The following is a 21,884-nucleotide window of genomic DNA, read 5'->3' as shown; positions in this document are numbered from 1 at the left end:
AAGGATTAGGGGAGGGGATCATGAGCGCGGCCGCCTTAGCGCCGAGCCGACGATGCCGGTATATTTGGCCATGGCGCGCAATCCTACCTCGGGCCTGACACCGCCCAGCATCTTGGCGCCGAGATAGGTATTGCGCGCGATATTGACGAAATGGTCGGTGCCGACGGCGATCGGGATCGTGCGACCCTGGTCGCTGGCCGGCCGCACCCAGGCGACCGGATGGCCGACCCAGGGCAGGCCGAGACGGCCCGAACGCAGCAGGGCTTCCTCGCCGCTGATAGTGCGGATCTGCCAGTGATAGCGGGCGCGGAAGACGGCAAGCTTGGTCCAGAGATCGGCGCAAGGCACACAGCCTGGCGCCGTGGTCATCTCGATTACGCTGTAGGGCGCGGCGCTGGTCAGCGTTTCGGCAAAGTCCGGTGGAAACTCGCGGGTCATGGGAACGCGCGCGAGCCAGGTCCGCATGTCTTCGCTGGTCGCAACCGGATGGATGGCGGCGCGTGCCGCGTCCTCGCGGGTGGCGGGCCGGGCCGACGCTGCGAGTGGCACAACGGCCATGGCGATCACGATGACGGAAGCCAGGCTGCTCTTCATGGCCGCCCTCCCGTATTGACGAGATCGCCGCCGATCACACGCGGGTCGGTGGAAGAGACCGGTCCGTTGGCGAGCGCGTCGAAGAAACCGTCCTCCTCGCCCGCGCCGGTGAGGAACTGCTCGGGCCGGATATCGCCCGACAGCAGCCGGACCGCGTTATAGGCGGTCTGGATAAGGTTAGGGTACGCTTCGACGCCATTGGCGATGACCATGCGCTGCTGTGAATTGCGGCGGATGAGCATGGTGGTCGGCGTCACCTCGACCCCGAAACGCTGGCCGAGATCGGGGCGCCGGTCGAGGTCCATCAGGGTTACCTGCCAGCCCATCTCGTCCTGGAAGCGCTGGACGATCGGCCATTGCACGCGGCAATAGCCGCAGGTCTGGCGGCCGAACATGACGAGCGCGAATTCTCCGGCATGGGCGCGCAGATATTGCCGCCGCACCGCATCCTTCTGAGCCAGCAACTGGTCGCGCGCGTCGCCAACCATCGGATTGGCGGATCTGGAATTGAGTTCGGGATGCTGGAGCATGGCGATCTGGGTCACGCCGGCGAAAGCGCGGGCCTTGCGCCGCGCGAAATCCTCGAGCTTCCAGAAATTGGCGACCGCATCGACGGTCAGCACCGTGGCGGCATAGTCGCGCTGGGCCTCGATCAGCTTACGGATTTTGGGCGGTGTCCACGTCGCCAGCTCGGCCATCGGCGGGATCGCGGGTTTGACCAGTGCATCGGGATCGGGCTTGTCGTCGGCGGGTTTGGGCGGGGCCTGATACCACCAGTAGCCTTGCCGGCCGTCGCTGGGAGGCGAGAAGGCGCCATCCTGTGCATGGGCGGCAGGCGGGAATGCGATCAGCATGGCGAGCGCAGCAAGCGCGGGCCGCCTCACAGCACCTTCTCCATCCGGCGCAGCCGCGCGATCGCGACCGGGCCATAATAGCGGCTGTCGAAGCTGTCGGTATGCGACGAGCCGACATAGGCGTAGCCTGCGGGAATGACGGCCAGGTCAGGGCGCCAGTGATCGAGTTTCTGGCCGCCGCGTCCGATGGGCTTGCTCACGCCGACGAGCTTGTCGTTGCAATAGTACCAGCCATCCCAGGAGCCGGGCCGCATCGGTCCAGATGCTGACGACGGCTTCTCGATCATGTCGATCCGGTCGCCGGGCAGGCACAGCGCATATTTGGTGACATCGACGGGCTTGGGCCCGGCGAGCGGATGCGAGAGCTTGAACGAGACGAGATTGCCGCGCGCGATAGGACCGGGCGCGGCGCGCACCAGCCAGGCGTCGATCGACGGGCTGGCGACCAGCGTCACCTGCGGGATGGCCCAGAAGGTGAGCAGGCCGATTGGCAGCACGATGCCGAACGCCTTCCACAGCTGTTCGGGTCTCGGCGGGCTGCCGAGACCCGCGCTGCCGAGGGCGACGGCGGCTTTGAGTGGCAGCAGCTTCACCTCGGGCCAGGCGGCCCTAGCGGCGTTCCAGGCGAGTCTGAACATCGCGCACCTCCTCTTTCCCGCCGAGGCGGGCATATTCTTCGAGCAATCCGGAGAGCGCGGCGTCGCCATAGACGACGTGGCTCCCGTGCGGGGCGTCATCGTCGCGCTCGCAATAGGGCTGGGTGGGATCGCCGGGGATCAGCGTCAGCGCGGGTACGCGCGTGACGCCGTGCTGGCGGAACACCAGCGGATCGACGATGATCTGGACCTTGCGCATCATGCAGGCCGGTCCTTCGCAGCCGGGATCGAGCCGCAGCATCTGCGCGGTCAGCTTCGCCATCGGGCCGATCTTCGTCATCCCGCCCGGAACCCCGCGAAAGGCGATGACGCCGCCGACCGGCTCCAACTGGACGGCATAGGCGCGCAGCTCATCGAGCGGCATCGAGGAGGACGCGAAGATCACCGGTACGCGGGTCTTCGGCGTTGCGGGCGCGGCAGCGCCAGCAAGGGCTGCGGTGTCGGGCGCTTCCAGGCCTAGCGCCTGCGCGACGCGCTTGGCCATCGCCTCGCGCTGCTCGGCAAGCCCGACCTGGCCCTTGTTGAGCGCCTTGCGGGCACGCGCTTCCATCGCGGGTGCCGGAGCGCGGCGATGCAGGCCTTCGAAGGCCCGGCGGCGCTGCGCATCGGGGAGATCTGGCAGGGTCGGCGTCACCTCGGCGGCTTTCCCATCCTGCTTTTGCTGCGCAGCAATGGCGGCTTTGAGGCGCTCCATGGCTGCGTCGCCCTGGCCCTGTGCCGCGGTGCGCGCGTCGGCGGGTTTTGCCGCGGGCGGAGCGTTGTCCTGCGCCAGTACCGGGCACGCTGCGAGGCACACGGCGGCCAGGAGGAGCGGGCGCTCAAGGCTTGATCGTCTGCATATAGGCATCGATCTTTCCCTTCATGTCGATCTGGATGTCGGATTGGGTGCGGGCCTCGACCTCCGCATAGTATTCGGAGAGGTCCATCTTGCTGAAGTCGAGCGCCTGGAATTCTTCAGGCGTGAAACCGCGGCAATAGGGGTTCTTCGGCGTTCCCCAGCCCATGCCGTTGAACGACTTCAATTGCGGGCGGCCCTGCTCCTGGATGATGCGGCCAAGCTTGGTGTTGAAACAGCAATGGCCGCGCGATTTCTGGATGCAGATGCCCAGAATCTTCGAGCTGCAATAGCTGCCGACCTCATGGCACATGCCCGAACCCTTGAGCATGCCCACTTCCATGTCCTGTTGGTCACAACCCGACAGCAGGAAATCCATCATGAAATTGATGGCGAGGCTGATCGCGATCGAGGTGGGATCGATGCCGACGATGATCGCATTGGCCCCGGCGCTCGCCGCCTGGCTTGCGGTCGCCCCCGCCTTGAACGCGGTGTAAGCCGCCTTCATGCCGGTGAAGACGCCCTTGGTGACGGCGATCTTGGTGCCGATCGACGAGATCGATCCGCCCATGCCGTCCTTAACGATCTTGCCCTTGTCCTTGCAGCAGTTCGAGAACGTCGTCTTGAGGCCCGGCGGACGGCAGCGCATCGCGCGGCCGGAGAAGATCTCGATATTGCCAAGGCATGCGCCGGTCGTGTCCACCGCGCCATCGGCGGGAACGCCCGGATCGTCGGTCACGGGTTCGTCCTCGATCGGCGTTGCGACCGGATCGGTGCAGGCGTTCGGCGAACAGGTGGGCGTGCCGCCGCTCGCGGGCGCCTTGCAGGCATAGCTGGTCCCGAGCGGGCAGCTATAACCCGCTGTCGCATCACCCGTGCAGGCGACCGTCTGGAGCGGGCATTGCCAGGTCGCGTCGGCGGCAAGCGTGCAACTCGCCGTCTCGCCGGCCTCGGAGGCGTCGCCATTGCCGTTGAGATCGGCGGCGCACATCGATTGCGCTTGCGCGGTGCTGGCCAGGGTGAGGAAGGCTAGAGCAGCGAGCGGAAGCCCTCGCCACAGGCGGCTTTGGGGAGAACGGACGGCCATCAGCGTACCTCCGAAGTGCAGATCATGTCCGCGCCCCCGAGCCGCACGGTCTGCATCATCACCACGGCTTCGGGAAAATCGTCGAGGCAGCCGCAATCGGAGACCAGTTCCTCGCCTGCGCCCAGCGGACATTGGCTGATGCCCCCGCTGGTCGTGGTGCAGCTATGATAGAAGGTGTCGTAGCCGACCGGCGCATTCTGCTTGGCGCCGACGACGCCATCGATCGCGGCCTCGCTGTTGGCCTTGGGCGCACGGGTCTTGCAGATCGCCTCGCAGGCCGGGACGGAGCCACGATCAGGGAGCGTGAAGCTCCGGCTCGAGGTCGACGTGCTGCCGTCCTTGTTGGTCACCCGGTCGGCCAGCAGCGTCTCGGTCGAATGGTCGATGATATAGGCACCGCGGCTGAGGTCGGGCTCGGGCAGCGCGCCATTGTCGAACGTGCAGCGATAGCGCCGCTGCCGCTCGAACCACGGCCGGGTGAGGCTCAGCGAACAGGTCCCGCTCTTGAACAGCCGGGTCTGCGGCAAGGGCGTGAGCCCGGTCGCCAAACCGGATGTAACGGTGGTGACGCCATCGACTGTTTCGTCATAGAGTTGGCACTTGCTGTCGGCGGCATTGGCGGCGCACAGATCGAGCAGCTTCTCGGTCGGCTTGCACGACAGATCGACGCTCGCCTGCACCATCGCGAAGGCTTCCCCGCCGCCCGACACGGCCACGCGCAGCCAGATCTCATGATCGCCCTTGGTCAGCCAGGGTTTGAGGTCGAGGTTCGGATAGGCGTAGAAGGTGCCCTTGCGCTCGCAGTTGCCCGGCGGATAGCCCGTCCCGGTCCATGTCGACGGGCCGGAGGATATCAGCTCGCCGTCGATGCGGACCTGCCCCCAGTCGTCGGCGAACCAATAGGGAAGCCGCACATCGGTGAGCCGGTCGGGATCCTCGACATGGAGCGTCATGCGATAGTCGAAGAAGGTGCAGCTGCCGCCCAGGCTGTTGTCGGCGGGTGAGCCCATCAGGAAGGCGACCGTGCCGTTGCCATAGTCATAGGTGGCGTAGCCGCCCGCGCTGCGCGCGATGACATCCTCGGCTTTGACCGCATTCAGCGACACCTCGCGGGTGATCGAGCAGGAACGGGTCTGCACGGCCTTGCCGACGCCTGCGGGCGAGCTTTTCAATGTCTGGAAGATGCTGCTCGACGCGGCCGCGACGCTGGCGTCACCGGCGAGCGCGGTTGGATTGCCGCGATAGGCCGTCTGCGGCAGCGCGGGGCTGGAGGAACAGGCGGTGCTTTGCGCGCCGGTATAGCGGATGACCGGGCCGTCGATCACCGCCTGCGCCACGCCGATGCGCGGATCGGCGGTGGTGAGCGCACCGATCACGCCGCCGCCCAGATCCGTCAGCAACGAGCCGAGGTTGCCCCAGGCGAGGTTGGAGCCGCAGCTGTTGTTGATGCAGTAGCAGCCCGAAACTTCGGTCTGGCTGACTTCGCTGAGCTTGAGATCGCCGGACGAGCCCACATCCCATTTGTAGAAATGGCACTGGTTCCAGGTGCCCGGCTGACAGCCGATCACCCCGTTGGCGCAGATGCCCGATACCGCGAATGGCAGGGTGAGTGTCTGGTCGACCGCGCCGTCGAGATCCTTGTCGCGCAAGATGCGAAGCGTACCGATGTCGCCGGTGCCGGCGGGCTGCGCCAGCAGTTCGAGCAGCGTTGCGGTCTTCTGGCAGGCGATATTGGGATTGAACGAAGTCTTGTTGTCGATCGTGGTGATCGGCTCTCCGGCAAGGCCCGGCGTCAGGTAGTTCTGCTGCAGCGCATCGCTGTCCGAGGTCTTGGCGCGCGAGGCTGCGGCAGCGGCACGGGCGCGGTCTTCGACGCTCTGCGCCTGGGCGGCTGCCGGCAAACACGCGGCGGCCAGAAGGAGAAGGAGGCGAAGCTTCATGATGGGCGCTCCTCGATGGTGCGCGAGCCGATCCGCAGCCGGAACAATGCACCGGCTCTGAACGCTGCCGTGCCGGGTGCAGCCACGCGAAATACGGCCTGTCCTTCGAAGGTGGTCAGCGCGGCCGCGACCGGAGCCGTGGCAATTGGGGCGAATGCCTGTTCCGGCGGGGGCAATGCGACCGCGCTGACCGAGGTTGGAGCGACGCCGCGGGGAGGGGGTGGCGGCGTCGCTCCGTCTCCGCGCCTAACCGGGTCGCCATGGGTACTGTGGCGGGCAGACCGTGCGTCGTCCGGTTTTGACGCGGAGAATGGGGGAGTAAGGTTGCTCATGGCACGGATACGCCCGCGCAGCAGATCACCTTCTCGAAAAGCATGAACTGGGCGTTGTCCTTGCCCGGCGCATGTTTGGCGCTGGACCAGAGTACCCCCGGACGGCCTACGTTGACGCATTTGCCGCCCTTGACGGGCTCCATGATCTGGAACTTGTAGCGGCTCTTGGTCCAGATCGGCTGCGGCTTGAATGAGCAGCCGTCGACCGAGCTGATGGTGAGAAGGCCGAGGCGTCCCATCATGAAGGTCGAGCGCGCGGCAAGGCCCGCCCAGGCTTCTACACTGTCGTCGAAATGGATGTCGCCGGCGACCGGATAGGTCGCGCCCCAGGAGCCCATGCACCAGAACAGCGGATCGAGCGTCTTGCCAGCGGCGGCCGCGGCGCTGTCGGCCATGCAGGCAAGACCGGCGGCGGGATTGCCAAACAGGATGCCCTCGGGCTGGATGATCGCGCCTAGAGTGCCCGACTGCCAGGTCGGCAGCACCTCGGTGATCATCGCGACATCGAAGCCGTTGTCCTCGATGCACGGCAGATCGGTGAACATGTCGAGCATCTTCCAGACCGGCGAGATGTAATAATGGGTCTGCGCGAACATTTTCCTGGTGTTGGTGCCGTCGGCGATGGAGGACTGGCTGCCCTGGAGCTTGCCGCCGGTGGACATGAGATCGGCGCCCAATGCCATCATGCAACCTGGCTCGGTCACCACGTCGACCATGCGGTTGGGCGACCAGAAGCTGACCTTGACGCCGAACCAGAACGTCGCGCCCTTGCGGCAGGCGCATAGCGGCTTCGATGCGCTCTCGGCGTCGAGCGCCTTGTCGAGCTTGTCGTAGGATCCGACCCGCACGCCGCCGATGGTGATCGGGAAGATGCAGTTCCATCGAACCTTGGTGATGGGGTTGAATATCGTCCCCGCTTCGCACTTCGATGCATGGGCGGGGCTCGCCATGGCGCAAAGCGCGGCGAGGAGGGTGGCGGCGCCGATGCGGGCGAGCTTTAGGACCTTCATGACCGGGGCCTCCCGCTATCGAGGCGGACCTCGTCCAGCTGAAGCCGCTGGCCGACCTGATGGACGATGACCGGCGCGGCGGTGAGGCCAAGACGATCCTTGACCCGATCCTCGAGGATGAAGAGCGCGCGGGCATGCCGCTCGCCGAGCGTGATCGCGTCGGCATCGCGGGGACCGCCCGCGGCCAGCAGGATGAAGTCGGCGGAGCGCGCCTGCCGCAGTGCCCAATCAAGATCGCGCGGTTGAACGACGATCAGCCGCTGGGGGAGCGTAACGTAGCTCAGCGGGTTGAAGGTATAGCCTTTGGCGTAGAGCAATCTGCCGCCGGGGAGGCTGATGTCCTGATCCAGCGTATAGAAGGGCACGACATAGCGCGTCCGGGTTACGGCCGCGCGCGTAAGCGTTGCCGAGCGCATGGCGGTCCAGTTCTGGCGCGGACCGAATTTGCCGCTGATGCTGGTAGGCTGACCGGCGACGCGCGCCTCGATTTCCGCGAGGGCATCGGGCTCGGCGATCGGCCAGGTTCGGCCAATCGTTGATGCGTGGCCCGCGGTCGAAGGTCCGGCCTGTGCAGCCGCCGGCAGGGCGGCAAGCAGAGCCAAGGGAATGAGCGCTGCCCTAGCCATAAATGTCATCCCGATGCGTGCGATAGTTGATCCGCCGCTGAAGCACGCGCTCCACGCCGGCGAAGCCGACCAAGCAGGCGGAAATCATTCCGCCGCAGGCCGCGACGATCGGTGGCAGTTGCTGCGCGGTGCAAAGCAGCGCCGCGGCGAATCCTGCGAACAGGGAAATGGCCTCGAGATGCCGAGGCACCAGCAGGTCGAAGCCGCCGGCGCTGGTAATCTCGACGATCATCCGGTTGTCGAGGTCGTCGTGATAGGTGGGGCCGTCGTGGCTGCCATGCCGGGTGCGGTCGTAGAGCAGCCGCCACGGCTCCCGGTCCCAGTCCCGGGTGACACGCACACGATGATCGGGCCAATCCGCATCGTCCGGCCAAGCGCCGAGTTCGCGGTCGAACGGACTTGCGCAGTCGCTCATGAGCGCTGCCCCCGCCACTGGGTGAGCTTCACTCTGACGCGGGAGATGAGATGGCCGGCCACCACGGAAAGCCCGATCAGCAGAACGCCGGTGGCAAGGCAGGCGATGCCGATGAGCGCGCTGCTGCGCACCGCGACGAGGGTCGGCAGATTCATCGCCAGACCCCCACCGAGCACCAGCGCGGTCATCAGGATGCTTTCGGTGACGATCAGACGCAGACGCCAACGGACAGCTTCATTCTCGGCGCGGATCGCGACGCGCGCCTCGATCATGCGCTCGGTGGCCTCGTTCTGGCCGAAGACGATCGGCACCGGATTTTGGTCGGAACTATGCCTGTTCATGGGGTCAGGACTCCTGGGGCTGGGGAAGGATGGTGGCGGGATCGACACCGGCGAGCCAGCACACCGCTTCGAGCGGGCTCGCGCCCTGGCGCAGCAGCGCCTCGAAGGCGGCGACCTCGTTGGGGGCCGAGGTGTTGATCCAGTAGGAGAAAGGATCGACGACGAGTCGGGCGATGCCGATCCCGAGCGGGCTGTCGATGAAGACCTCGCTGTAATGCGGCTTGGCGTTGCGCACCGACTTCACGAGGTCGAGGACGAAGGGCGAATAATCGAGGATCTTGTTCTGCGCGGCCTGCTCGTAGGTCGAACCCTGCAGCAGGAAGCGGGTCGCGGCGTTTTCGAGGATGACCTGGCCGGTGCCGCCGAACAGCAGCAGGTCGTTCATGCTCTGCAGCACGACGCCGAAGCTGCCCTGATATTTGCGCGCACGGCGATAGCCCTGGCCGAAGGCTTCGGCGAGCCGCGAGAGGTCCTGCCCATCGGTGCGGGTCATGAACTGGGCGGCTTCGTCGCAGAGGACGAAGCGGGGCTTGTCACGCGCCGAGAGGTAGAGTTCCTGCGTCACCGCGTTCACCACCACCATGACGATGACGTTGAACAGGTCGGGCATGGCCTTGAGGCGCTCGAGTTCGAGCACGACGAATTCGTCGCGGGAGATGTCGAAGCTCGACGGCCCGTTGAAGAAATGGCCGTATGCGCCGTCCGACCCAAAATCCCGCAGGTTGAACGCCAACTCGCGCGCCACCGGCACCAGATGTTCGACCCGGTCGAGATCGGTCACCGCGCCGGCGGGATAACTGCCCAGCCATTCGCGCACGGCATCGATGCCTAGTTCGGCGCGGCCGGTGTCGATCGTCCACTGCACCGCGGACTTGAGCAGATTCCACTCCGAGGTGGAGACGCCCTTCCTCGTCGCGGCATTGGCCATCTCGGCGACGATGGCGACCGCCATCGAGATCGCCGACTGCTTGTCCTCGCCATCGAGCGCGAAGCCCATGTCGAACGGGTTGAGGACGAGCCGCTCTTCGCCGATGTCGATATAGCGGCCCGAGCACAGCGTGCAGAGCTTGCGGTAGGAGCCGCCGATATCGATCACGCGGATCAGCGCGCCTTGGGCATAATATTGCTGGCAGAGATTGTTGAGGAGGAAACTCTTGCCCGCGCCGCTCTCGGCGGAGACGATGAAATTGTAATTGTTGATGCGCGGATCGAAGAGGTCGAGGGTGACGAGCTGGCCCTTGCGCCCGGCATAGAGCAGGGCAGGGCGCCCGCCCCCGCGAAAGTCGGTCTGGACCGGGCTGAGCAGCACGGCGGCCTTGGCCGGCATGCGAAAATCGCGTTCGAGCAGGCGCAGGGTGCGCTTTTCAGGATAGAGCCCGAAAGGCAGGCTCATCGGCAGCAAGACCGGATTGAGGTAGCTTTCCTCCTGCATCATCCAGGGGAGGGGCTCCGATTCCCATAGCCGCTTGGCGCGCGCGGCCATCTCGCGCGCCTGGGACCGCGTCTGGGCGAACACCCAGACGCAGGGGATGATCGTCAGAAACCGGCTGTTGCCGACCTCGTCGAGCACCCAGCTGATCTCGTCGATCTGCTTGCCGACCTCGACCGCGAACGAGCCCGCGGCCTTCTGCGCGGAGAGGATCTGCGCGCGGCGGTGGATCTCGAACTGCGAGTGATCGAACAGGACGTTCAGGGTGACGAGAAACGGTCCGCCGATCTGGTCACTGTCCTCGGCGCTGCCGCGCATGCCGCCAAGCAGCCGGTTGGCACGCTCGGCGGTGATACGTCGGGCCGGGCTGCGCGGTGTCAGGCAGCGAGCGACCTGGTCGCCCAGGAAGACTTCCGGCCCTTCGAACAGCAGGTCCGGCCCGGCATCGATGATCTGCTTGCGGATCGGCCGCGCCCGCGTGCCATCGCTGCCGTCGGCAAAATGGCCGGATGCGGGGTGAAACAGGCCGTTGAACACGCGCCGGTAGAAAGCCACGACCTCTTCGGGCTCCATGCGCCGGATCGCGAGCTTGGCGAGCTGCTCCTCGACCTGGCGGCGCAGGTCCTGCCCGAGCGGTACGCGCGTCTTGACCGAGAGGAACAGCCGGAAATCGCGCAAGGGAATATCGTGCATGGCCGCGAGTCCGGCCGTGCCGGCGCGCAGATAGTCGGCCATGCGCCGCGCCGAGGCCTGGATCAGCGGATCGGGCCGGGTTTTGAGATCGAGGAAGGCGTCGAGCGCCGCGTCGATGATGGGATCGGCGAAGCAATGAAGCTGCAGCACCGTGCCTTCGGGGAAATGGATGTTGAGGAGCCCGGTCAGCGCCTGATGGACATGGAGGAACATATAGGCCGCCGGCACCAGCTCCCAGGCGTAGCCCCAGCCATCGTCGATGCAGAGGAAACCTTCTTCCTCCGCGTCCCAGGCGACCAGCGGGAGATATTCGGAATAGGCGTCGCGGGCGACGGCGCGCTGGAGGCGGGCGAAGCTGAGGCCGCCCGCGCCTTCATGGCCAGGCAGGCTCATTTGCGGCGCTCCTCAGGCATGGCCGGGACCGGCGCGGGCTCGCCATCGACCGCCGGATCGGCGTGGCCCTTGTCCTTCATCTGCTCGAGCACCGGCACGCGGCCAGCGGGCTCGACCGGGTTCACGAGATAGTCGCCCACCACCCACTGCGGCCGCTCGAGAATCGAATAAACGTAGCGCGGCATGTAGAGCCGGTCGGGCCGCTCGCGGTCGGCATAGGGCATGATGAGCGTACGCACGGTGCGCCCTGCGCGCAGCATCGGCGTCGTTGGCGCGTCGATCAGCCCCTGCATCTCGCGATAGACACTGTCGCGATAGGCGTAATAGGGCGACGCCGCCTGCTTTGCGGACTTCGCGTCCCTGGGTGCCGGCGTGCCGTCCGGAGTGCCCTTGAGCATCGCCTTGTCATGGGTGACGGCGGGGTCGGAATGCGAGGGCACGCCGGCGACCGCATCGGCATAGGCCTCCTCGGGATGGATGCATTGCCCGTGGTCGCGGTTCTTGCAGGAGAATTTCTCGCTGTAAGGCGACATCATCGAGCCGAGCGTCGCGCAGCCTGACAGCAGGGCCAGGGCAGCGACGGAAAGACAAGGGGCGGCAAGGCGTCTTGCTATCCGCCGTGCGGAATGAGCGGCATGCGACATGGGACGATCTCCTGGTTGGGGAAGCGAAGCACGGGGCATCAGAACTTCACGCCCGCAGTGGGCTTGATCTCGAGCGTCACGCCCTCCTGGATCACCACTACGACATCCTTGGCCGCGCCGACCTCGACGATGGGGCCAGCCTGGCGGGCAAGATCGAGGTAGAAGTCGGTGAGTTTGTCGGAGGATTTGGAGAGCCCGCCAGCGATGCTGGTCTTGGCGGCGTCGCCGGCATCGAGCGTGCGCACCGAGCCCAGCGCCGAGGTCGAGGTCGACCCGAAACTGCCTTCAACCGCACTGGCGAAGCCGGAGACGGTGCCGGCGATGAAAGAGCGGGCCAGCGCGGCTCCGGCTCGGGTGACGACCTTGCCCGAAAGCCCCTTCTTGCCGTCGGTATCGACGAAGAAGCCCTTGATCGGTTGATCGACCACCGAATGCTCGTCGAAATCGACACAGGAAAGCGACACGAGCTGGACCTCGACGCGCTCCTTGGCGAGGCTGCCGGTGGCGTTGCCGATGACGAAGCAGCCGGCGAGGTTCGCCTTCACGTCATTGGGCAGCACGGCGGGCGCCTGCACGCGGGCGATCAAGGGTTCCGGGTTCTGCGTCGCGTCCTTGCTGGCGAGCGCGTCGATCCCGGTCAGCAGCCGCGCCTTCATGAAACCAGGCGGCAAAAAGATCGTCCTGATCTTTTTTTTGGAGTCGGGCGGGCTGTCCTTGCCGCCGGCCGCCATGGCCACGCTGCTGGTCGCCGCGCCGATCGCGCCGACGGTCTTTTCGACCGGAGGAGCAGGGGGCGCGGCGGGCGCCGCTGCACTGGCGCCGGTCGGCGGCACGGGCAGGCTGTCGATTTCGCTGTCGCCCGAACGGCGATGGTCGCGCGTGGAAACCGGCGGGGATCCGGGAATGTCCGGATCGGGAAGTGCCGCGGGCAATTCGCCCATGTCTTGCGGTGTGCTCCCTGCCTTCGAGCCGGGTGTGACCTTGCCTTCTTCGATCGCGGTCACGCGATCGGCGATCTGCTGCTGGCCGTCGCGGATCGCCTGCAGGTCGCCGTGCAGCTTGGTCTCGAGGCTGTCGCCGCGCAGGCCAGCGCCCATGTCGAGCTTGGTCGTGCCGGCGGGCGTGGCATCGGGACTTTTCGAAGCGGACGAGGCGGTGTAAAGACCATAGCCCAGCAGCGCGATGGCGAGGCCGATGCCGGCCTGTTTGCAGCGCAGCTGCTGCTTGGCCGAAAGCGCGCGCCACCAGGCCTTGACGTCGAGCAGCGAGGACGGGCGGACCATCCGCTCCTTCGCCTCGGCCTGGCGTTCCGCATCGGCGACCCGATTGAGGTGCGCCTGATAGGGGCTGGGATCGCCCGCGCCGGCCGATGCCGATCGCTGCGGCTCGCTGCTCTCGTGCATGGGATCCATGGAGGAATCGATCGGGGTGTCGGCGGGGCTCATTCTCCCGTCTCCCGGCGCACGACGATGACGCGCGCGGCTTCTCCGGCCTTGAGCGACAGTCGGTCGGCGCTCACCGCGAAAATGCGTGCGCCCAGGGTGCGGTCGAGAAAGGCGCGTTCGTCGATCATGGTGTCGGCGGTGACGTCCACCCGATATTCGGAAGCCGAGAGGCCTGACCCCTCGATGGCCACGCGGCGCCGTTCGCTGACATACGCAGCGGGCAGGCCAGTGAGGGGGATCGTGCCGAGCCGCGGCGCAACGACGGTGAAGCTCGCCGGAATCCGATCCTGCAGCATGGCGAGGGTCACCGAGACGGCGCGCTCCTCTTCGACCAGCGGTCCCAGGAGATCGTCGTTGGCCTTGGCGCGCTGCGCCTTGCCCGGCGCCAGCGTCACGGTCTGGGCGGGAATGTTGGAGGGCTCGGCATAGAGCGGATAGATCGCGCCGTTGCACGAGATGAAAAACTCCGACGGCACGGTGACGTAGCTGCGCGTCACTTGGCCCGCGTCGTCGCTTTCCCTGACCAGGAACTTGATCCAGGCGTCCGAGCCCGCCTTCTCGACGGCGATCGCCTTTTCCGCAGAGAACTTCACGTCCTCGATTTCGCCGCCGACGCAGATCACATGGTTGACGTCGCGGTTCGACAGCCGGATCGCGCTGGTCTGATCGGGCAATGCCGTGATCGCTGACGTGCTGAAGCTCTGGGCCCCGGCTTGGGTTTGCGCCTGGGCGAGGCTGGCGCCTGTTCCGGTCAGCATGATGGAGGCGATGAGGCCATGGAGGCAGGCGCGCGCCGTGGGCGCGCGGTCAGCGGTTTTCGCCATCGAACTTGTCCTCGATGAGATGGGTGAGCCAGAAGCGGCCGTTCTCGATGGCGTAGCCAATGCGAAGATTGCCGCGGAACTTGCGGATGACACCGCCGATCACGCGGACCTTCTCGACCGGCACGGTGATCTCGGTGTTGGTCCAGGTGACGGGCTGATCGCCCCGGATATAGGTCGCGATCGACAGCGTCGGATTGTCGGCGAGTTCGTCGAGGATCGCGTTGAGGCTGTCGCGCATCGCGTTGTAGGCGGACGGATGCGCGATACCGAGCAGCGCCTGGAATTGCTGGTCGGCCGAATAGGCCGAATAGGTGCCCGCGAGAGCGACCACATTGCGCGTCATCGCGCTCATGTAACCGACCGACGGCTTGGTGCCGGTCACATAGAGGTCGCCGCCCGCACCGAAGGGCACGATCACCGTGCGCCGGTTCTGGTCGGAGGAATATATCTCGGCGCCAAGCACCGCGGTGATGCCAAACAGGCCCAGAATCGCGAACTTGAGGAGCCGGTTTTCCTCGAAGAGGTTCGCCGAGCCCTGCAGATAGCGATGGATGCCGAAGCTGCCGGGTTTGCCGATCAGCGGATCGGCCTCGCTGCCAGACTTACGCTTGAGGAACGACATGGGTTTACCTCACTCGAAGAAACGGGTCTGGGTCGGACCCGGATAATGACGGAAGGCGATCAGTCCCCAGCGCCAGGCGAGGTGCGGCAGGAAGCCGCGCGGCTTCGAGCGCTTCCAGGGGATGAAAAGGAGAAGAGCCGCGACGAGGCCCCAACCGAGCATGCCGCCGACGATCGCGGCAACGAACACGGTCGATAGCACCAGCACGAATTCGTCCGAGGCAAACCAGAGGATCTGCACCGGGCGGTGGAGATACTGGGGCAGGCGTTCGTCCACGGGTCTCTTCTCCTTCCCGCTTCCAACCCAGGCAAAGCCCGGGGGTTGACCGGTCCCCATGCGCGAGGGCCGGTTTCTCGTGATGCCGTTTCGGGGCCGGTCAGCCCCGACAGGGCAGACGTGTCAGATGACCATGCCGAAGGTCTGGAGGATCGAATCCGCCTTGATCAGGCAGACCGCCGCCACGATCGTCGGGATGCCGATCATGATGTTGGAAAACAGGCGCGACACGCCGAACAGGAAGGCAGCGACGCCGCCCACAAAGCCCAGCGGTCCCTTGACGCCCTTGTTCACGACGATGTCGTAAATGTCGTAGCCAAGGTCGCCCTGCGCCGGGGCCTGGAAGGCGTGCGCGGCGCTGGTCATGGCGACGAGAGCGACCAGCGCCCCTACCGCATAGTCGGACGCTACCAGCGCCTTGCGACCAAAAGGGTTCATGTCGAGAATCTTGATCATGGATGTACTCCGTCGAGAATGAAGCCGTCCGCAAGCGCTTGCCGTCGAGGTGTCCCGTTGGCGGCCGGTGCCCGTGTCGGACGGCTCCAGAGGGCCGCGGGCGTCGGCGTTCTGATCCACCGGGGCAGCGGGATCGACCGCTTGGAGCCCGGTGGCCGCCAGAAATGAGAAAGGGAGGTCAAAGCCCACGGGGCTGGTGTCCGGTCGCGGGCGCTATGACCGCAACCGGTTTGACAGCAGGCGCCGAATGCTCGACGAGGAACTCTTCGAGTTCACCCTGCTGGAAGCCTGAGATGAGCTTGCCATCCACGATAAGGGTCGGGGTTCCGGAGACGCCCACTTTAGCGACCAGCGCGGCGTCGGCCTCGACTTTGGCGCGACCCTTATCGCAGACGACAAGTTTGGCCGGCGCCATCCCGCTGTAGATCGCCTTGAAGGCGGCGGCGGGATCGGGCGAGCACAAGATATGCTCGGCCTTGGCGGCGGCGGTCGGATGGGTGCCCGACACGAAATAGACGAGACGGCGTACCGGTTTGCCCTCCGCCGCTTTGGCGGCCCAGAAGCGGTCGAGCGCGCGGCAATAGGGGCAATCGGGATCGGTGAACTCGATTACCGTCGGTGCGCCTGCCGGTCCGATCACCAGCGCCTTTGCAGGGTCGATCGCGGATAGCTGCTTTTGCGCCCGCGTGCTTTGCGCCAGTGCGGTGACGTTGATGCCGTTCTTGTCATAGACGGTGGCGAACAGGATATGTTCGCTCTTCGGCGCGTAATAGACGATCCGCCCGCCTGCGCTGGCCTGATAGATCGGCCCCTTTACCGGCGACGGGCCGAAATCCTCGAACTTCAGGTTTGTGAAGGTCTGGTGGAGTTGGCTTTCCGCCTCCGCAGCGGCGATGCCGAGCACATCTGCATCGGCCTGCCCGGCATTGGCGGTTTGCGCGCTGGCAAGTCCGGGAATAGCAAGGAGCAATGCGCCCGCAAACAGGCTTCGGGATGAAGAAACGGTTTTCATTGTGCATGATCCTTGCGTTCTGTCGGAAGTGCTGAGGGGAGGGTAGCCAGGTAGGCGACGGCAGCGTCGAGTTGGACGCTGGATCCGATGCGCTGCATGGCGGCCTGCTTAACCGGCGTGGGCGATGGGGTTTCCTGCGCCATGCGTTTGACGATGACGAAATCCGCGCCTTCATTGACGACAGCGAGAACTTCAGTGGAGCTTTCGGTCACAGAAGGTGACGATATGCTCGCGATCGCGGGGCCAGTTGCCAGCAATGTCAGCAAAGTGAAAGTTGGCGCTTGTGCGTATCGCATTGCTGCAAGTCCTCATCGAAACCGCCACCGAAATGGCTGCTGGTGCGACGAGGATCAGGCCGGGAGCCCTGTCGGGTGGATGCCGGAAATGGGCCAACCCTCATCGCGATGGACAAGGGATGGGCATGTCTTCGGAAATGTTACAACAGGTAGGGCAGCGACGTGCCGGAGGGAATCCCTGACGTGACGATCGCAATACTTGTCATGCCGGAAGTCGGCATCGAAGTGCCGATTTGATCAAAATCGAATCTCGATGACGATTCGTTTTTTGCTCGACTGGGTGATCTCTTGAGGCGGGTGATTCCACGCGAACGAGCTTCCAAAACTTCCATCACGTACATGTAGTCGAGGTTTCAAATTGCCCCTCTACTTCTCAAAATGAGAACGAAAGCTGTTGATGGCGCGTGGAAGAGCATGCCAGATTTGGAACGCTGGAATGTGGTTTTTGGGAGCTTTGAGAAAACTACGGGGAGACCCTGGTGATGACCTCTCAGAGCAATACTCCGGTTGATCATGCCGCTGTCATCGCTGAGCTGAAGAAGATTGTCGGTCGACGGATCGAGGATCAACGGTTGCTTCAGCGCATGACACAAGCAAAGCTCGCCGCCAAAGTCGGGATCGGCGTCCGCTGGCTGCGTGAAATTGAGATGGGAGGGACTCGCGCGCGCCTTGATGACTATCTACGCTGTGCTCATGGCGTTGGACTATCATCAGGGCAGGTATTCATTCCACTATTGCTTCTCGAGCATGAAAAACCCATTCCCTCGATGTTTTTCATTGATCACATGCACGAGATAGAAGGGGAGTTGATTGAACGCTTTGGACCGGTGTGAATCGCGGTCGGAATTCTTGTCGGGTGTAGTTTCCAATTGATGCGGTGGATGCGTCCCTTCGACCGGCATCGTATGGTGCGGACCAGCACCGCGGTGGCGCGCGAAGGAGGAGGAGATGGCGAACATGTATATGCTGTCGATCAGCCTGACGAAGCGCAGCTTTCAGGTCTATGCGACGGATCGCGCGGCGGGGGCACAACGTCACGTAGGCGCTCATCTCCGGACTCAAGCCCTGCGATATCGTCATCATTAGTCTGTCGAGCCAAAAGCTCGCCATTTCGATCGAATGCGTCAAGTGGCAGGTACGACATTGCGCTTCGGCCATCGTGCCTCCCTGCGCCAACTCGATCTGAACTTCTCGCAGCTTGTCGACGATCCCTTCTGACTTGGGCCTTCTGTTGGACATTCAATGTTCCTTTCGGAACCGCCGACAGAGAAAAAATTTGCAAGCATGTGCTTGCACCACTACCAGTTCACCATACCGTATGCAGTGCCCAAGGTTCAAACATGTTTCCGTGTATCTATGGTTAGTGCGTTAGCCCTTTTGTGGATGGTGACGTAAGTTCCCGTATTCCTAGATTTATGCTTGGCACGAGGGCCATTGAATTGAGGGAGTTGCTATGATTTGTTTTAATTTCAGCCATATGAGGAGTGGAACTTAATGCGAAATGTCGTCGTTACTGGAGGCTTCGGGATTCTTGGGAAGGCCGTCAGCGATGCCTTTCGAAGTGCCGGTGGCCGTGTCGCCAGGGTTGATTTTTCTCCCCAGGCCCCGGATTCCAATCCCGGGGGTCTGGATCTGGGTGGAGTTGATCTAAGCGATTTTCTAATGGCCGATGCGGCAGTCGCCAGGATTCTCGATACGTTTGGCGGAATCGATGTGCTTGTAAACGCGGCGGGTGGTTTCGCCTGGCAGACGCTCGAGGACGGCGGTCCGGACGTCTGGTCGCGCATGTATTCAATGAACGTAGCGACATGCGTTGCTATCACCAAAGCCGCACTTCCGACATTGTCATCTACGAAGCGGGCGGCGATCATCAACATTGGCGCCGGGGGCGCTCTTGTGGCAGGCGCAGGCATGGGGGCCTATGCGGCGGCAAAGAGTGCAATACACAGGTTGACCGAAAGTCTCGCCGCGGAGTTGAACGGCTCGGATTGCACCATCAACGCCGTGCTGCCGAGCGTTATAGACACGCCGGCAAATCGGGTCGACATGCCGCAGGCCGACTTTTCTCAGTGGGTGCGGCCAGAGGCGCTGGCGCAGATTATCCTGTTCCTCGCATCACCGGCCGCCCGTGCCATTTCCGGTGCCCTTATCCCCGTGTCTCGCGGAGGTGGATCAGCTTGAACGCTGCCAGGTGCCGGCCCCGAAATGGATGAACGAGAGCTACCTGTCGGATGCCGATCATTTCTGGCGAGATAGAAGGGTGAAACGGAGAGCTGCCTCGTGATAAACGATGCAGCTCTCACGCAGGCACCGGATAAGGTTCTGATTGAGTGCCTACGCCTCTTCCAGAACTTCAAAAATGTTCAGTTGTGGCTTTCCGGCAAGCGCGGCCCTGAGGCGTTCCATCACCTCTTTCGGCACCGATCCGCTGCTTTTGTCATGATCATCTATCGATTGCCAATCTTCGGTGAAACGAAATTCATTCTCGTTCTTGGATTTGCGCAAGATCTTGCAGCTGTGCAGGCCATTGTACCCCGACATTGCGGAACGCATGTCTCGCAGAGCCTGAACCAAATCGGATGCCTTGCCCACTTGGGCGGTCATTTCGTAGCTGTAGATGATCAATTCTATTTTCCTCGGTTGAGCGAATTCACAGGTTTTTCTATTTCACGTTGTTCTTGAGCCATTTGATGACCATGTCGGCCAGGCCCAGGCTGTTGTCGTCCATCATCAGCATGTGGCTGTTTCCGTGGATACCCTGATCGGGCAAATAGATATTTTCAGCAACGCCGCCAGCTGCTTTGAGCCGCTTGGTCAACGCCTGGCATTGATCGTATGCAAAGCGCCAACTCCACCCGGCAATGCCGGTCGGGTTGTCGAGATTGTCTCCCCAGATCGAGAGAAGAGGGATCTTTGCCAGAACCTTGATTTGCGCATCGGAATATTCGTTTGAACAGCTTTCCAGCAGCACGATCGCTTTGACACCTGCCGGGTTTTTCAGTGCAACCTCCGTCGGAAACAATGCTCCCTGGGAGTGGCCGATCAGCACAGCGCCGCCGAGATCGCCTGCTAGCCTGGCCAGCCCCTCGGTCTGGATGGTGAAGTTGGTGGTTTGATAAGCCGCGTCGAGATCGGCGATGCTTTGTTTGGCAAGGCGATTTGCATATTGGACCGGGAATCGTTCACCGGGGAAAGCGGTCCCAAGCTGCGGCCCGAACCGAAAATTGGTCCAGCCGACGGCATCGCTGAAGCGTCGGATTTCAGGCAAGGATTGTGGCGTCGTGACGCCGGCACGAACATCATTGAAGATGGATTGATCGAACCCCGAGCGGCCACGACCGACATAGTCAACGACATAAGTAGGATAGCCGCGCCGGACCAGATATTCATACCAACCCATCCGCCCGTCAGGCGTCGTGTCCCATGTCTTGCCTGTAAGGGTGGAGCCATGGATAAGGACCAGCGGCGTTTGCAAACGCCCGGTTGGGATCATATATTCAACGTAGGTTTGGTCGATCGCCACATTTCCGGGCTGGTCTGTCCGGCCGCTTGCAAAGCCTCCTTGCTGCGTCGGAGTCTGAGGGACATCTTTCCCACCCACATAGAATGACCCCCGGGCTCGAAGCGACAGGGGCCTGTCAGGTTGCTGCAGGTCCTTGAAGTCCTGGGCAAGGCCTGAAGTCACAGGCATCACAAGGCACAAGGCGCCCAGTGCTGTTGCCAAACCTGATTTCGAGCGTCTGCGCCAGCGAGTCCAGTTACCTGCGGCGAAATGAAATTGTTTCACCCGATGCCTCCCTATGTTGAAGCGGCCGTCAGAACAGCCCGCAGCGTTACTGGATACGGGGTACATAACTCCGCGTCAATCTTAACTGGCAATGACGGTCGGACATTATCAATTCACTCGCTAAGGCCAATTTGCTTCGACAAAAGGGAGGCTGTGGCTCACGCGGGCGGGAGGCTCAAGAAGCGGGAGAGGTCCACTTCATCGCCTTATTGGTCAGTCGGCTCATCCTTTGGGTTGGCGCGATCCGGCGCGTCTGCGGTCTTCGTGCCCTCATAATTCGCGATGGTGAGCGTTGAAACCTCGCCCAGCGGTTCGGGAGAATGCCAATGGTCTCGCGGTATTCTGATCATCTGGCCGGGCCCGACCATGTGAACATCCAGGCCATCTGCACTCTGGATTTTGATCCTCATGGTGCCGCCAATCACAAGGAGCAACTTATCACTTTGAGGATTGACCTCCCAGCGTGGAAGCTCTGAAAAACGCCAGACATAAGCTTCCAGGTCATTTATTCGGGCTATTGGCGGGATTGCGCCGTTCAATGGAGCGGAAGCGGCAAATATCGCAAGGTCAATGGTCTCGGTCATTTCCTCATCCTTGAAAGAGTTTCGATGTCGAATCGCGCTTGATTATTTCCTTATCTCTCTAGTTGTCTAAGCCAAATTTTTCCTGCGAGCCCTCGTTTCTATTCGATCGATTTTGATTAATAGAAGCCAGGTTTGCTGGCCCGATAGAAGTTTTTCGTGGTTCAGTGGTGGCAAAGCGCCTCATAGTGCTGTCGCAGCAGGCTAGGGGCTGTGGGTCTGGATGGCGCTCATTCAATTTTGTCAAGGACTGGAACGGAGGCTTGCAGCTTTTATCCGCCCAAATTATCATCACTCGTGCATTTGTTGCCTAAAAAATGGGCAGGTCCGTGGAGAGGTTCGCCGATATGACTAGAAGGAGAATCTTTCATGGCCACGGCCTCTCGAGCCATTATCCATGCCGATCGACTGAGCGACCAGGTCTATAGCCTGCTTCGAAATGATTTGCTTTGCGGAGAGTTTGAGCCCGGCGAACGCCTCGTCGAGCAGGAACTGGCGGCGCGTTATCAGGTTTCCCGCACGCCTGTGCGACAGGCGTTGGTGCAACTGAGCCGTGACGGTATGCTGGTCGATATCGAACGGGGCTTCGCAGCACCATCAATCACTACACAAGACATTACTCGCTGCTTCGAGGTCAAGTGGTTGCTTGAACCGCGCCTTGCCGAGCTCATGTTAGCGTCCGCGGTCGTGGTGTAATTTCCGGTGTAGATTGAGGTGCCGCAGGTGGTGGGGCATG

At 63.2% G+C, this 21,884-nt stretch carries 26 protein-coding genes; 4 read left to right on the top strand and 22 right to left on the bottom strand.

Going from position 1 to position 21,884, the window contains the following annotated elements; genetic code table 11:
- Window positions 1–18: 18 nt before the first annotated feature.
- The 4 genes from PYV00_RS22570 to PYV00_RS22555 are packed head-to-tail and all read right to left on the bottom strand — an operon-like array spanning window position 19 to window position 2,654.
- Window positions 19–594, bottom strand: a complete 576-nt coding sequence (locus tag PYV00_RS22570; RefSeq protein WP_275230583.1) for a hypothetical protein — start codon at window positions 592–594, stop codon at window positions 19–21.
- Window positions 591–1,448 (bottom strand): conjugal transfer protein TraF, encoded by an 858-nt coding sequence (locus tag PYV00_RS22565; protein WP_275230582.1) that lies wholly within the window; start codon window positions 1,446–1,448, stop codon window positions 591–593. Before PYV00_RS22565 ends, PYV00_RS22570 begins: the two co-directional genes overlap by 4 nt.
- Window positions 1,449–1,474: 26 nt before the next feature.
- On the bottom strand, window positions 1,475–2,086 hold the full coding sequence (locus tag PYV00_RS22560; RefSeq protein ID WP_275230581.1) for a S26 family signal peptidase: 612 nt from the start codon (window positions 2,084–2,086) through the stop codon (window positions 1,475–1,477).
- Window positions 2,058–2,654, bottom strand: a complete 597-nt coding sequence (locus tag PYV00_RS22555) for a type-F conjugative transfer system pilin assembly protein TrbC (RefSeq protein WP_342803834.1) — start codon at window positions 2,652–2,654, stop codon at window positions 2,058–2,060. The genes PYV00_RS22560 and PYV00_RS22555 overlap by 29 nt, the downstream gene beginning before the upstream one ends.
- Window positions 2,655–2,675: 21 nt before the next feature.
- On the opposite strand from PYV00_RS22555, the gene PYV00_RS22550 reads away from it, so the two are divergent.
- Window positions 2,676–2,933: a hypothetical protein gene (locus PYV00_RS22550; protein WP_275230599.1), complete on the top strand. Its 258-nt coding sequence runs from the start codon at window positions 2,676–2,678 to the stop codon at window positions 2,931–2,933.
- Here the strand turns inward: PYV00_RS22550 and traN are convergent.
- The 15 genes from traN to PYV00_RS22475 all read right to left on the bottom strand — a co-directional run bounded on the left by traN (window position 2,923) and on the right by PYV00_RS22475 (window position 16,780).
- The gene (gene traN, locus PYV00_RS22545; protein ID WP_428981675.1) at window positions 2,923–4,026 is read right to left on the bottom strand and encodes a conjugal transfer protein TraN; all 1,104 of its coding nucleotides are present in this window, start codon (window positions 4,024–4,026) and stop codon (window positions 2,923–2,925) included. The two genes, PYV00_RS22550 and traN, sit on opposite strands and share 11 nt — an antisense overlap.
- Window positions 4,026–5,966, bottom strand: coding sequence for a hypothetical protein (locus PYV00_RS22540; protein ID WP_275230580.1), 1,941 nt, complete (start codon window positions 5,964–5,966; stop codon window positions 4,026–4,028). The genes traN and PYV00_RS22540 overlap by 1 nt, the downstream gene beginning before the upstream one ends.
- Window positions 5,967–6,294: 328 nt before the next feature.
- Window positions 6,295–7,248: a TraU family protein gene (locus tag PYV00_RS22535; RefSeq protein WP_428981677.1), complete on the bottom strand. Its 954-nt coding sequence runs from the start codon at window positions 7,246–7,248 to the stop codon at window positions 6,295–6,297.
- A gap of 56 nt (window positions 7,249–7,304) precedes the next feature.
- On the bottom strand, window positions 7,305–7,934 hold the full coding sequence (locus PYV00_RS22530) for a conjugal transfer protein TraW (RefSeq protein WP_428981674.1): 630 nt from the start codon (window positions 7,932–7,934) through the stop codon (window positions 7,305–7,307).
- Complete coding sequence (locus tag PYV00_RS22525) at window positions 7,927–8,349, bottom strand: hypothetical protein (protein WP_275230577.1); 423 nt, start codon at window positions 8,347–8,349, stop codon at window positions 7,927–7,929. The genes PYV00_RS22530 and PYV00_RS22525 overlap by 8 nt, the downstream gene beginning before the upstream one ends.
- Window positions 8,346–8,660: a hypothetical protein gene (locus PYV00_RS22520; protein WP_275230576.1), complete on the bottom strand. Its 315-nt coding sequence runs from the start codon at window positions 8,658–8,660 to the stop codon at window positions 8,346–8,348. Before PYV00_RS22520 ends, PYV00_RS22525 begins: the two co-directional genes overlap by 4 nt.
- A 34-nt stretch (window positions 8,661–8,694) precedes the next feature.
- Complete coding sequence (locus tag PYV00_RS22515; RefSeq protein WP_275230575.1) at window positions 8,695–11,205, bottom strand: TraC family protein; 2,511 nt, start codon at window positions 11,203–11,205, stop codon at window positions 8,695–8,697.
- Window positions 11,202–11,849 (bottom strand): TraV family lipoprotein, encoded by a 648-nt coding sequence (locus PYV00_RS22510; protein WP_275230574.1) that lies wholly within the window; start codon window positions 11,847–11,849, stop codon window positions 11,202–11,204. The genes PYV00_RS22515 and PYV00_RS22510 overlap by 4 nt, the downstream gene beginning before the upstream one ends.
- A 38-nt stretch (window positions 11,850–11,887) precedes the next feature.
- Window positions 11,888–13,294: a TraB/VirB10 family protein gene (locus PYV00_RS22505; RefSeq protein WP_275230573.1), complete on the bottom strand. Its 1,407-nt coding sequence runs from the start codon at window positions 13,292–13,294 to the stop codon at window positions 11,888–11,890.
- Entirely contained in the window at window positions 13,291–14,118 is an 828-nt protein-coding gene (locus tag PYV00_RS22500; protein ID WP_275230572.1) for a type-F conjugative transfer system secretin TraK, read from the bottom strand. The genes PYV00_RS22505 and PYV00_RS22500 overlap by 4 nt, the downstream gene beginning before the upstream one ends.
- On the bottom strand, window positions 14,102–14,740 hold the full coding sequence (locus tag PYV00_RS22495) for a TraE/TraK family type IV conjugative transfer system protein (RefSeq protein WP_275230571.1): 639 nt from the start codon (window positions 14,738–14,740) through the stop codon (window positions 14,102–14,104). The genes PYV00_RS22500 and PYV00_RS22495 overlap by 17 nt, the downstream gene beginning before the upstream one ends.
- A 9-nt stretch (window positions 14,741–14,749) precedes the next feature.
- Window positions 14,750–15,016, bottom strand: coding sequence for a type IV conjugative transfer system protein TraL (locus PYV00_RS22490; RefSeq protein ID WP_275230570.1), 267 nt, complete (start codon window positions 15,014–15,016; stop codon window positions 14,750–14,752).
- A 123-nt stretch (window positions 15,017–15,139) separates the two neighbouring features.
- A complete protein-coding gene (locus PYV00_RS22485; protein WP_428981676.1) occupies window positions 15,140–15,454 on the bottom strand; it encodes a hypothetical protein in 315 nt (104 codons plus the stop codon).
- Between the two features lie 196 nt (window positions 15,455–15,650).
- Window positions 15,651–16,484 (bottom strand): DsbC family protein, encoded by an 834-nt coding sequence (locus PYV00_RS22480; protein WP_275230568.1) that lies wholly within the window; start codon window positions 16,482–16,484, stop codon window positions 15,651–15,653.
- On the bottom strand, window positions 16,481–16,780 hold the full coding sequence (locus PYV00_RS22475) for a hypothetical protein (protein ID WP_275230567.1): 300 nt from the start codon (window positions 16,778–16,780) through the stop codon (window positions 16,481–16,483). The genes PYV00_RS22480 and PYV00_RS22475 overlap by 4 nt, the downstream gene beginning before the upstream one ends.
- A gap of 482 nt (window positions 16,781–17,262) precedes the next feature.
- Here PYV00_RS22475 and PYV00_RS22470 point away from each other — a divergent pair, with 482 nt between their 5' ends.
- Complete coding sequence (locus tag PYV00_RS22470; protein WP_275230566.1) at window positions 17,263–17,613, top strand: transcriptional regulator; 351 nt, start codon at window positions 17,263–17,265, stop codon at window positions 17,611–17,613.
- Window positions 17,614–18,274: 661 nt separating this feature from the next.
- Window positions 18,275–18,961: an SDR family oxidoreductase gene (locus tag PYV00_RS22465; protein ID WP_275230565.1), complete on the top strand. Its 687-nt coding sequence runs from the start codon at window positions 18,275–18,277 to the stop codon at window positions 18,959–18,961.
- Window positions 18,962–19,114: 153 nt separating this feature from the next.
- Here the strand turns inward: PYV00_RS22465 and PYV00_RS22460 are convergent, their stop codons facing one another.
- From PYV00_RS22460 to PYV00_RS22450, 3 genes are all read right to left on the bottom strand, one after another.
- A complete protein-coding gene (locus PYV00_RS22460) occupies window positions 19,115–19,405 on the bottom strand; it encodes a putative quinol monooxygenase (protein WP_275230564.1) in 291 nt (96 codons plus the stop codon).
- A 37-nt stretch (window positions 19,406–19,442) separates the two neighbouring features.
- The gene (locus tag PYV00_RS22455) at window positions 19,443–20,567 is read right to left on the bottom strand and encodes an alpha/beta fold hydrolase (RefSeq protein ID WP_275230563.1); all 1,125 of its coding nucleotides are present in this window, start codon (window positions 20,565–20,567) and stop codon (window positions 19,443–19,445) included.
- Window positions 20,568–20,773: 206 nt separating this feature from the next.
- Entirely contained in the window at window positions 20,774–21,151 is a 378-nt protein-coding gene (locus PYV00_RS22450) for a hypothetical protein (protein ID WP_275230562.1), read from the bottom strand.
- Window positions 21,152–21,517: 366 nt separating this feature from the next.
- On the opposite strand from PYV00_RS22450, the gene PYV00_RS22445 reads away from it, so the two are divergent.
- Entirely contained in the window at window positions 21,518–21,844 is a 327-nt protein-coding gene (locus PYV00_RS22445) for a GntR family transcriptional regulator (RefSeq protein WP_275230561.1), read from the top strand.
- Window positions 21,845–21,884: the final 40 nt, after the last annotated feature.

It is taken from the genome of Novosphingobium album (ex Liu et al. 2023), assembly GCF_029076845.1.
GTDB lineage: Bacteria > Pseudomonadota > Alphaproteobacteria > Sphingomonadales > Sphingomonadaceae > Novosphingobium.
This window is presented reverse-complemented; position numbering and strand designations above follow the sequence as displayed.

Coding starts and splice junctions, on each gene's coding strand:
- PYV00_RS22570 (WP_275230583.1), bottom strand. CDS start 594: ATGAAGAGCAGCCTGGCTTCCGTCATCGTGATCGCCATGGCCGTTGTG.
- PYV00_RS22565 (WP_275230582.1), bottom strand. CDS start 1,448: ATGCTGATCGCATTCCCGCCTGCCGCCCATGCACAGGATGGCGCCTTC.
- PYV00_RS22560 (WP_275230581.1), bottom strand. CDS start 2,086: ATGTTCAGACTCGCCTGGAACGCCGCTAGGGCCGCCTGGCCCGAGGTG.
- PYV00_RS22555 (WP_342803834.1), bottom strand. CDS start 2,654: ATGGAAGCGCGTGCCCGCAAGGCGCTCAACAAGGGCCAGGTCGGGCTT.
- PYV00_RS22550 (WP_275230599.1), top strand. CDS start 2,676: ATGCAGGCCTTCGAAGGCCCGGCGGCGCTGCGCATCGGGGAGATCTGG.
- traN (WP_428981675.1), bottom strand. CDS start 4,026: ATGGCCGTCCGTTCTCCCCAAAGCCGCCTGTGGCGAGGGCTTCCGCTC.
- PYV00_RS22540 (WP_275230580.1), bottom strand. CDS start 5,966: ATGAAGCTTCGCCTCCTTCTCCTTCTGGCCGCCGCGTGTTTGCCGGCA.
- PYV00_RS22535 (WP_428981677.1), bottom strand. CDS start 7,248: ATGGCGAGCCCCGCCCATGCATCGAAGTGCGAAGCGGGGACGATATTC.
- PYV00_RS22530 (WP_428981674.1), bottom strand. CDS start 7,934: ATGGCTAGGGCAGCGCTCATTCCCTTGGCTCTGCTTGCCGCCCTGCCG.
- PYV00_RS22525 (WP_275230577.1), bottom strand. CDS start 8,349: ATGAGCGACTGCGCAAGTCCGTTCGACCGCGAACTCGGCGCTTGGCCG.
- PYV00_RS22515 (WP_275230575.1), bottom strand. CDS start 11,205: ATGAGCCTGCCTGGCCATGAAGGCGCGGGCGGCCTCAGCTTCGCCCGC.
- PYV00_RS22510 (WP_275230574.1), bottom strand. CDS start 11,849: ATGTCGCATGCCGCTCATTCCGCACGGCGGATAGCAAGACGCCTTGCC.
- PYV00_RS22505 (WP_275230573.1), bottom strand. CDS start 13,294: ATGAGCCCCGCCGACACCCCGATCGATTCCTCCATGGATCCCATGCAC.
- PYV00_RS22500 (WP_275230572.1), bottom strand. CDS start 14,118: ATGGCGAAAACCGCTGACCGCGCGCCCACGGCGCGCGCCTGCCTCCAT.
- PYV00_RS22495 (WP_275230571.1), bottom strand. CDS start 14,740: ATGTCGTTCCTCAAGCGTAAGTCTGGCAGCGAGGCCGATCCGCTGATC.
- PYV00_RS22485 (WP_428981676.1), bottom strand. CDS start 15,454: ATGAACCCTTTTGGTCGCAAGGCGCTGGTAGCGTCCGACTATGCGGTA.
- PYV00_RS22480 (WP_275230568.1), bottom strand. CDS start 16,484: ATGAAAACCGTTTCTTCATCCCGAAGCCTGTTTGCGGGCGCATTGCTC.
- PYV00_RS22475 (WP_275230567.1), bottom strand. CDS start 16,780: ATGCGATACGCACAAGCGCCAACTTTCACTTTGCTGACATTGCTGGCA.
- PYV00_RS22470 (WP_275230566.1), top strand. CDS start 17,263: ATGACCTCTCAGAGCAATACTCCGGTTGATCATGCCGCTGTCATCGCT.
- PYV00_RS22465 (WP_275230565.1), top strand. CDS start 18,275: ATGCGAAATGTCGTCGTTACTGGAGGCTTCGGGATTCTTGGGAAGGCC.
- PYV00_RS22450 (WP_275230562.1), bottom strand. CDS start 21,151: ATGACCGAGACCATTGACCTTGCGATATTTGCCGCTTCCGCTCCATTG.
- PYV00_RS22445 (WP_275230561.1), top strand. CDS start 21,518: ATGGCCACGGCCTCTCGAGCCATTATCCATGCCGATCGACTGAGCGAC.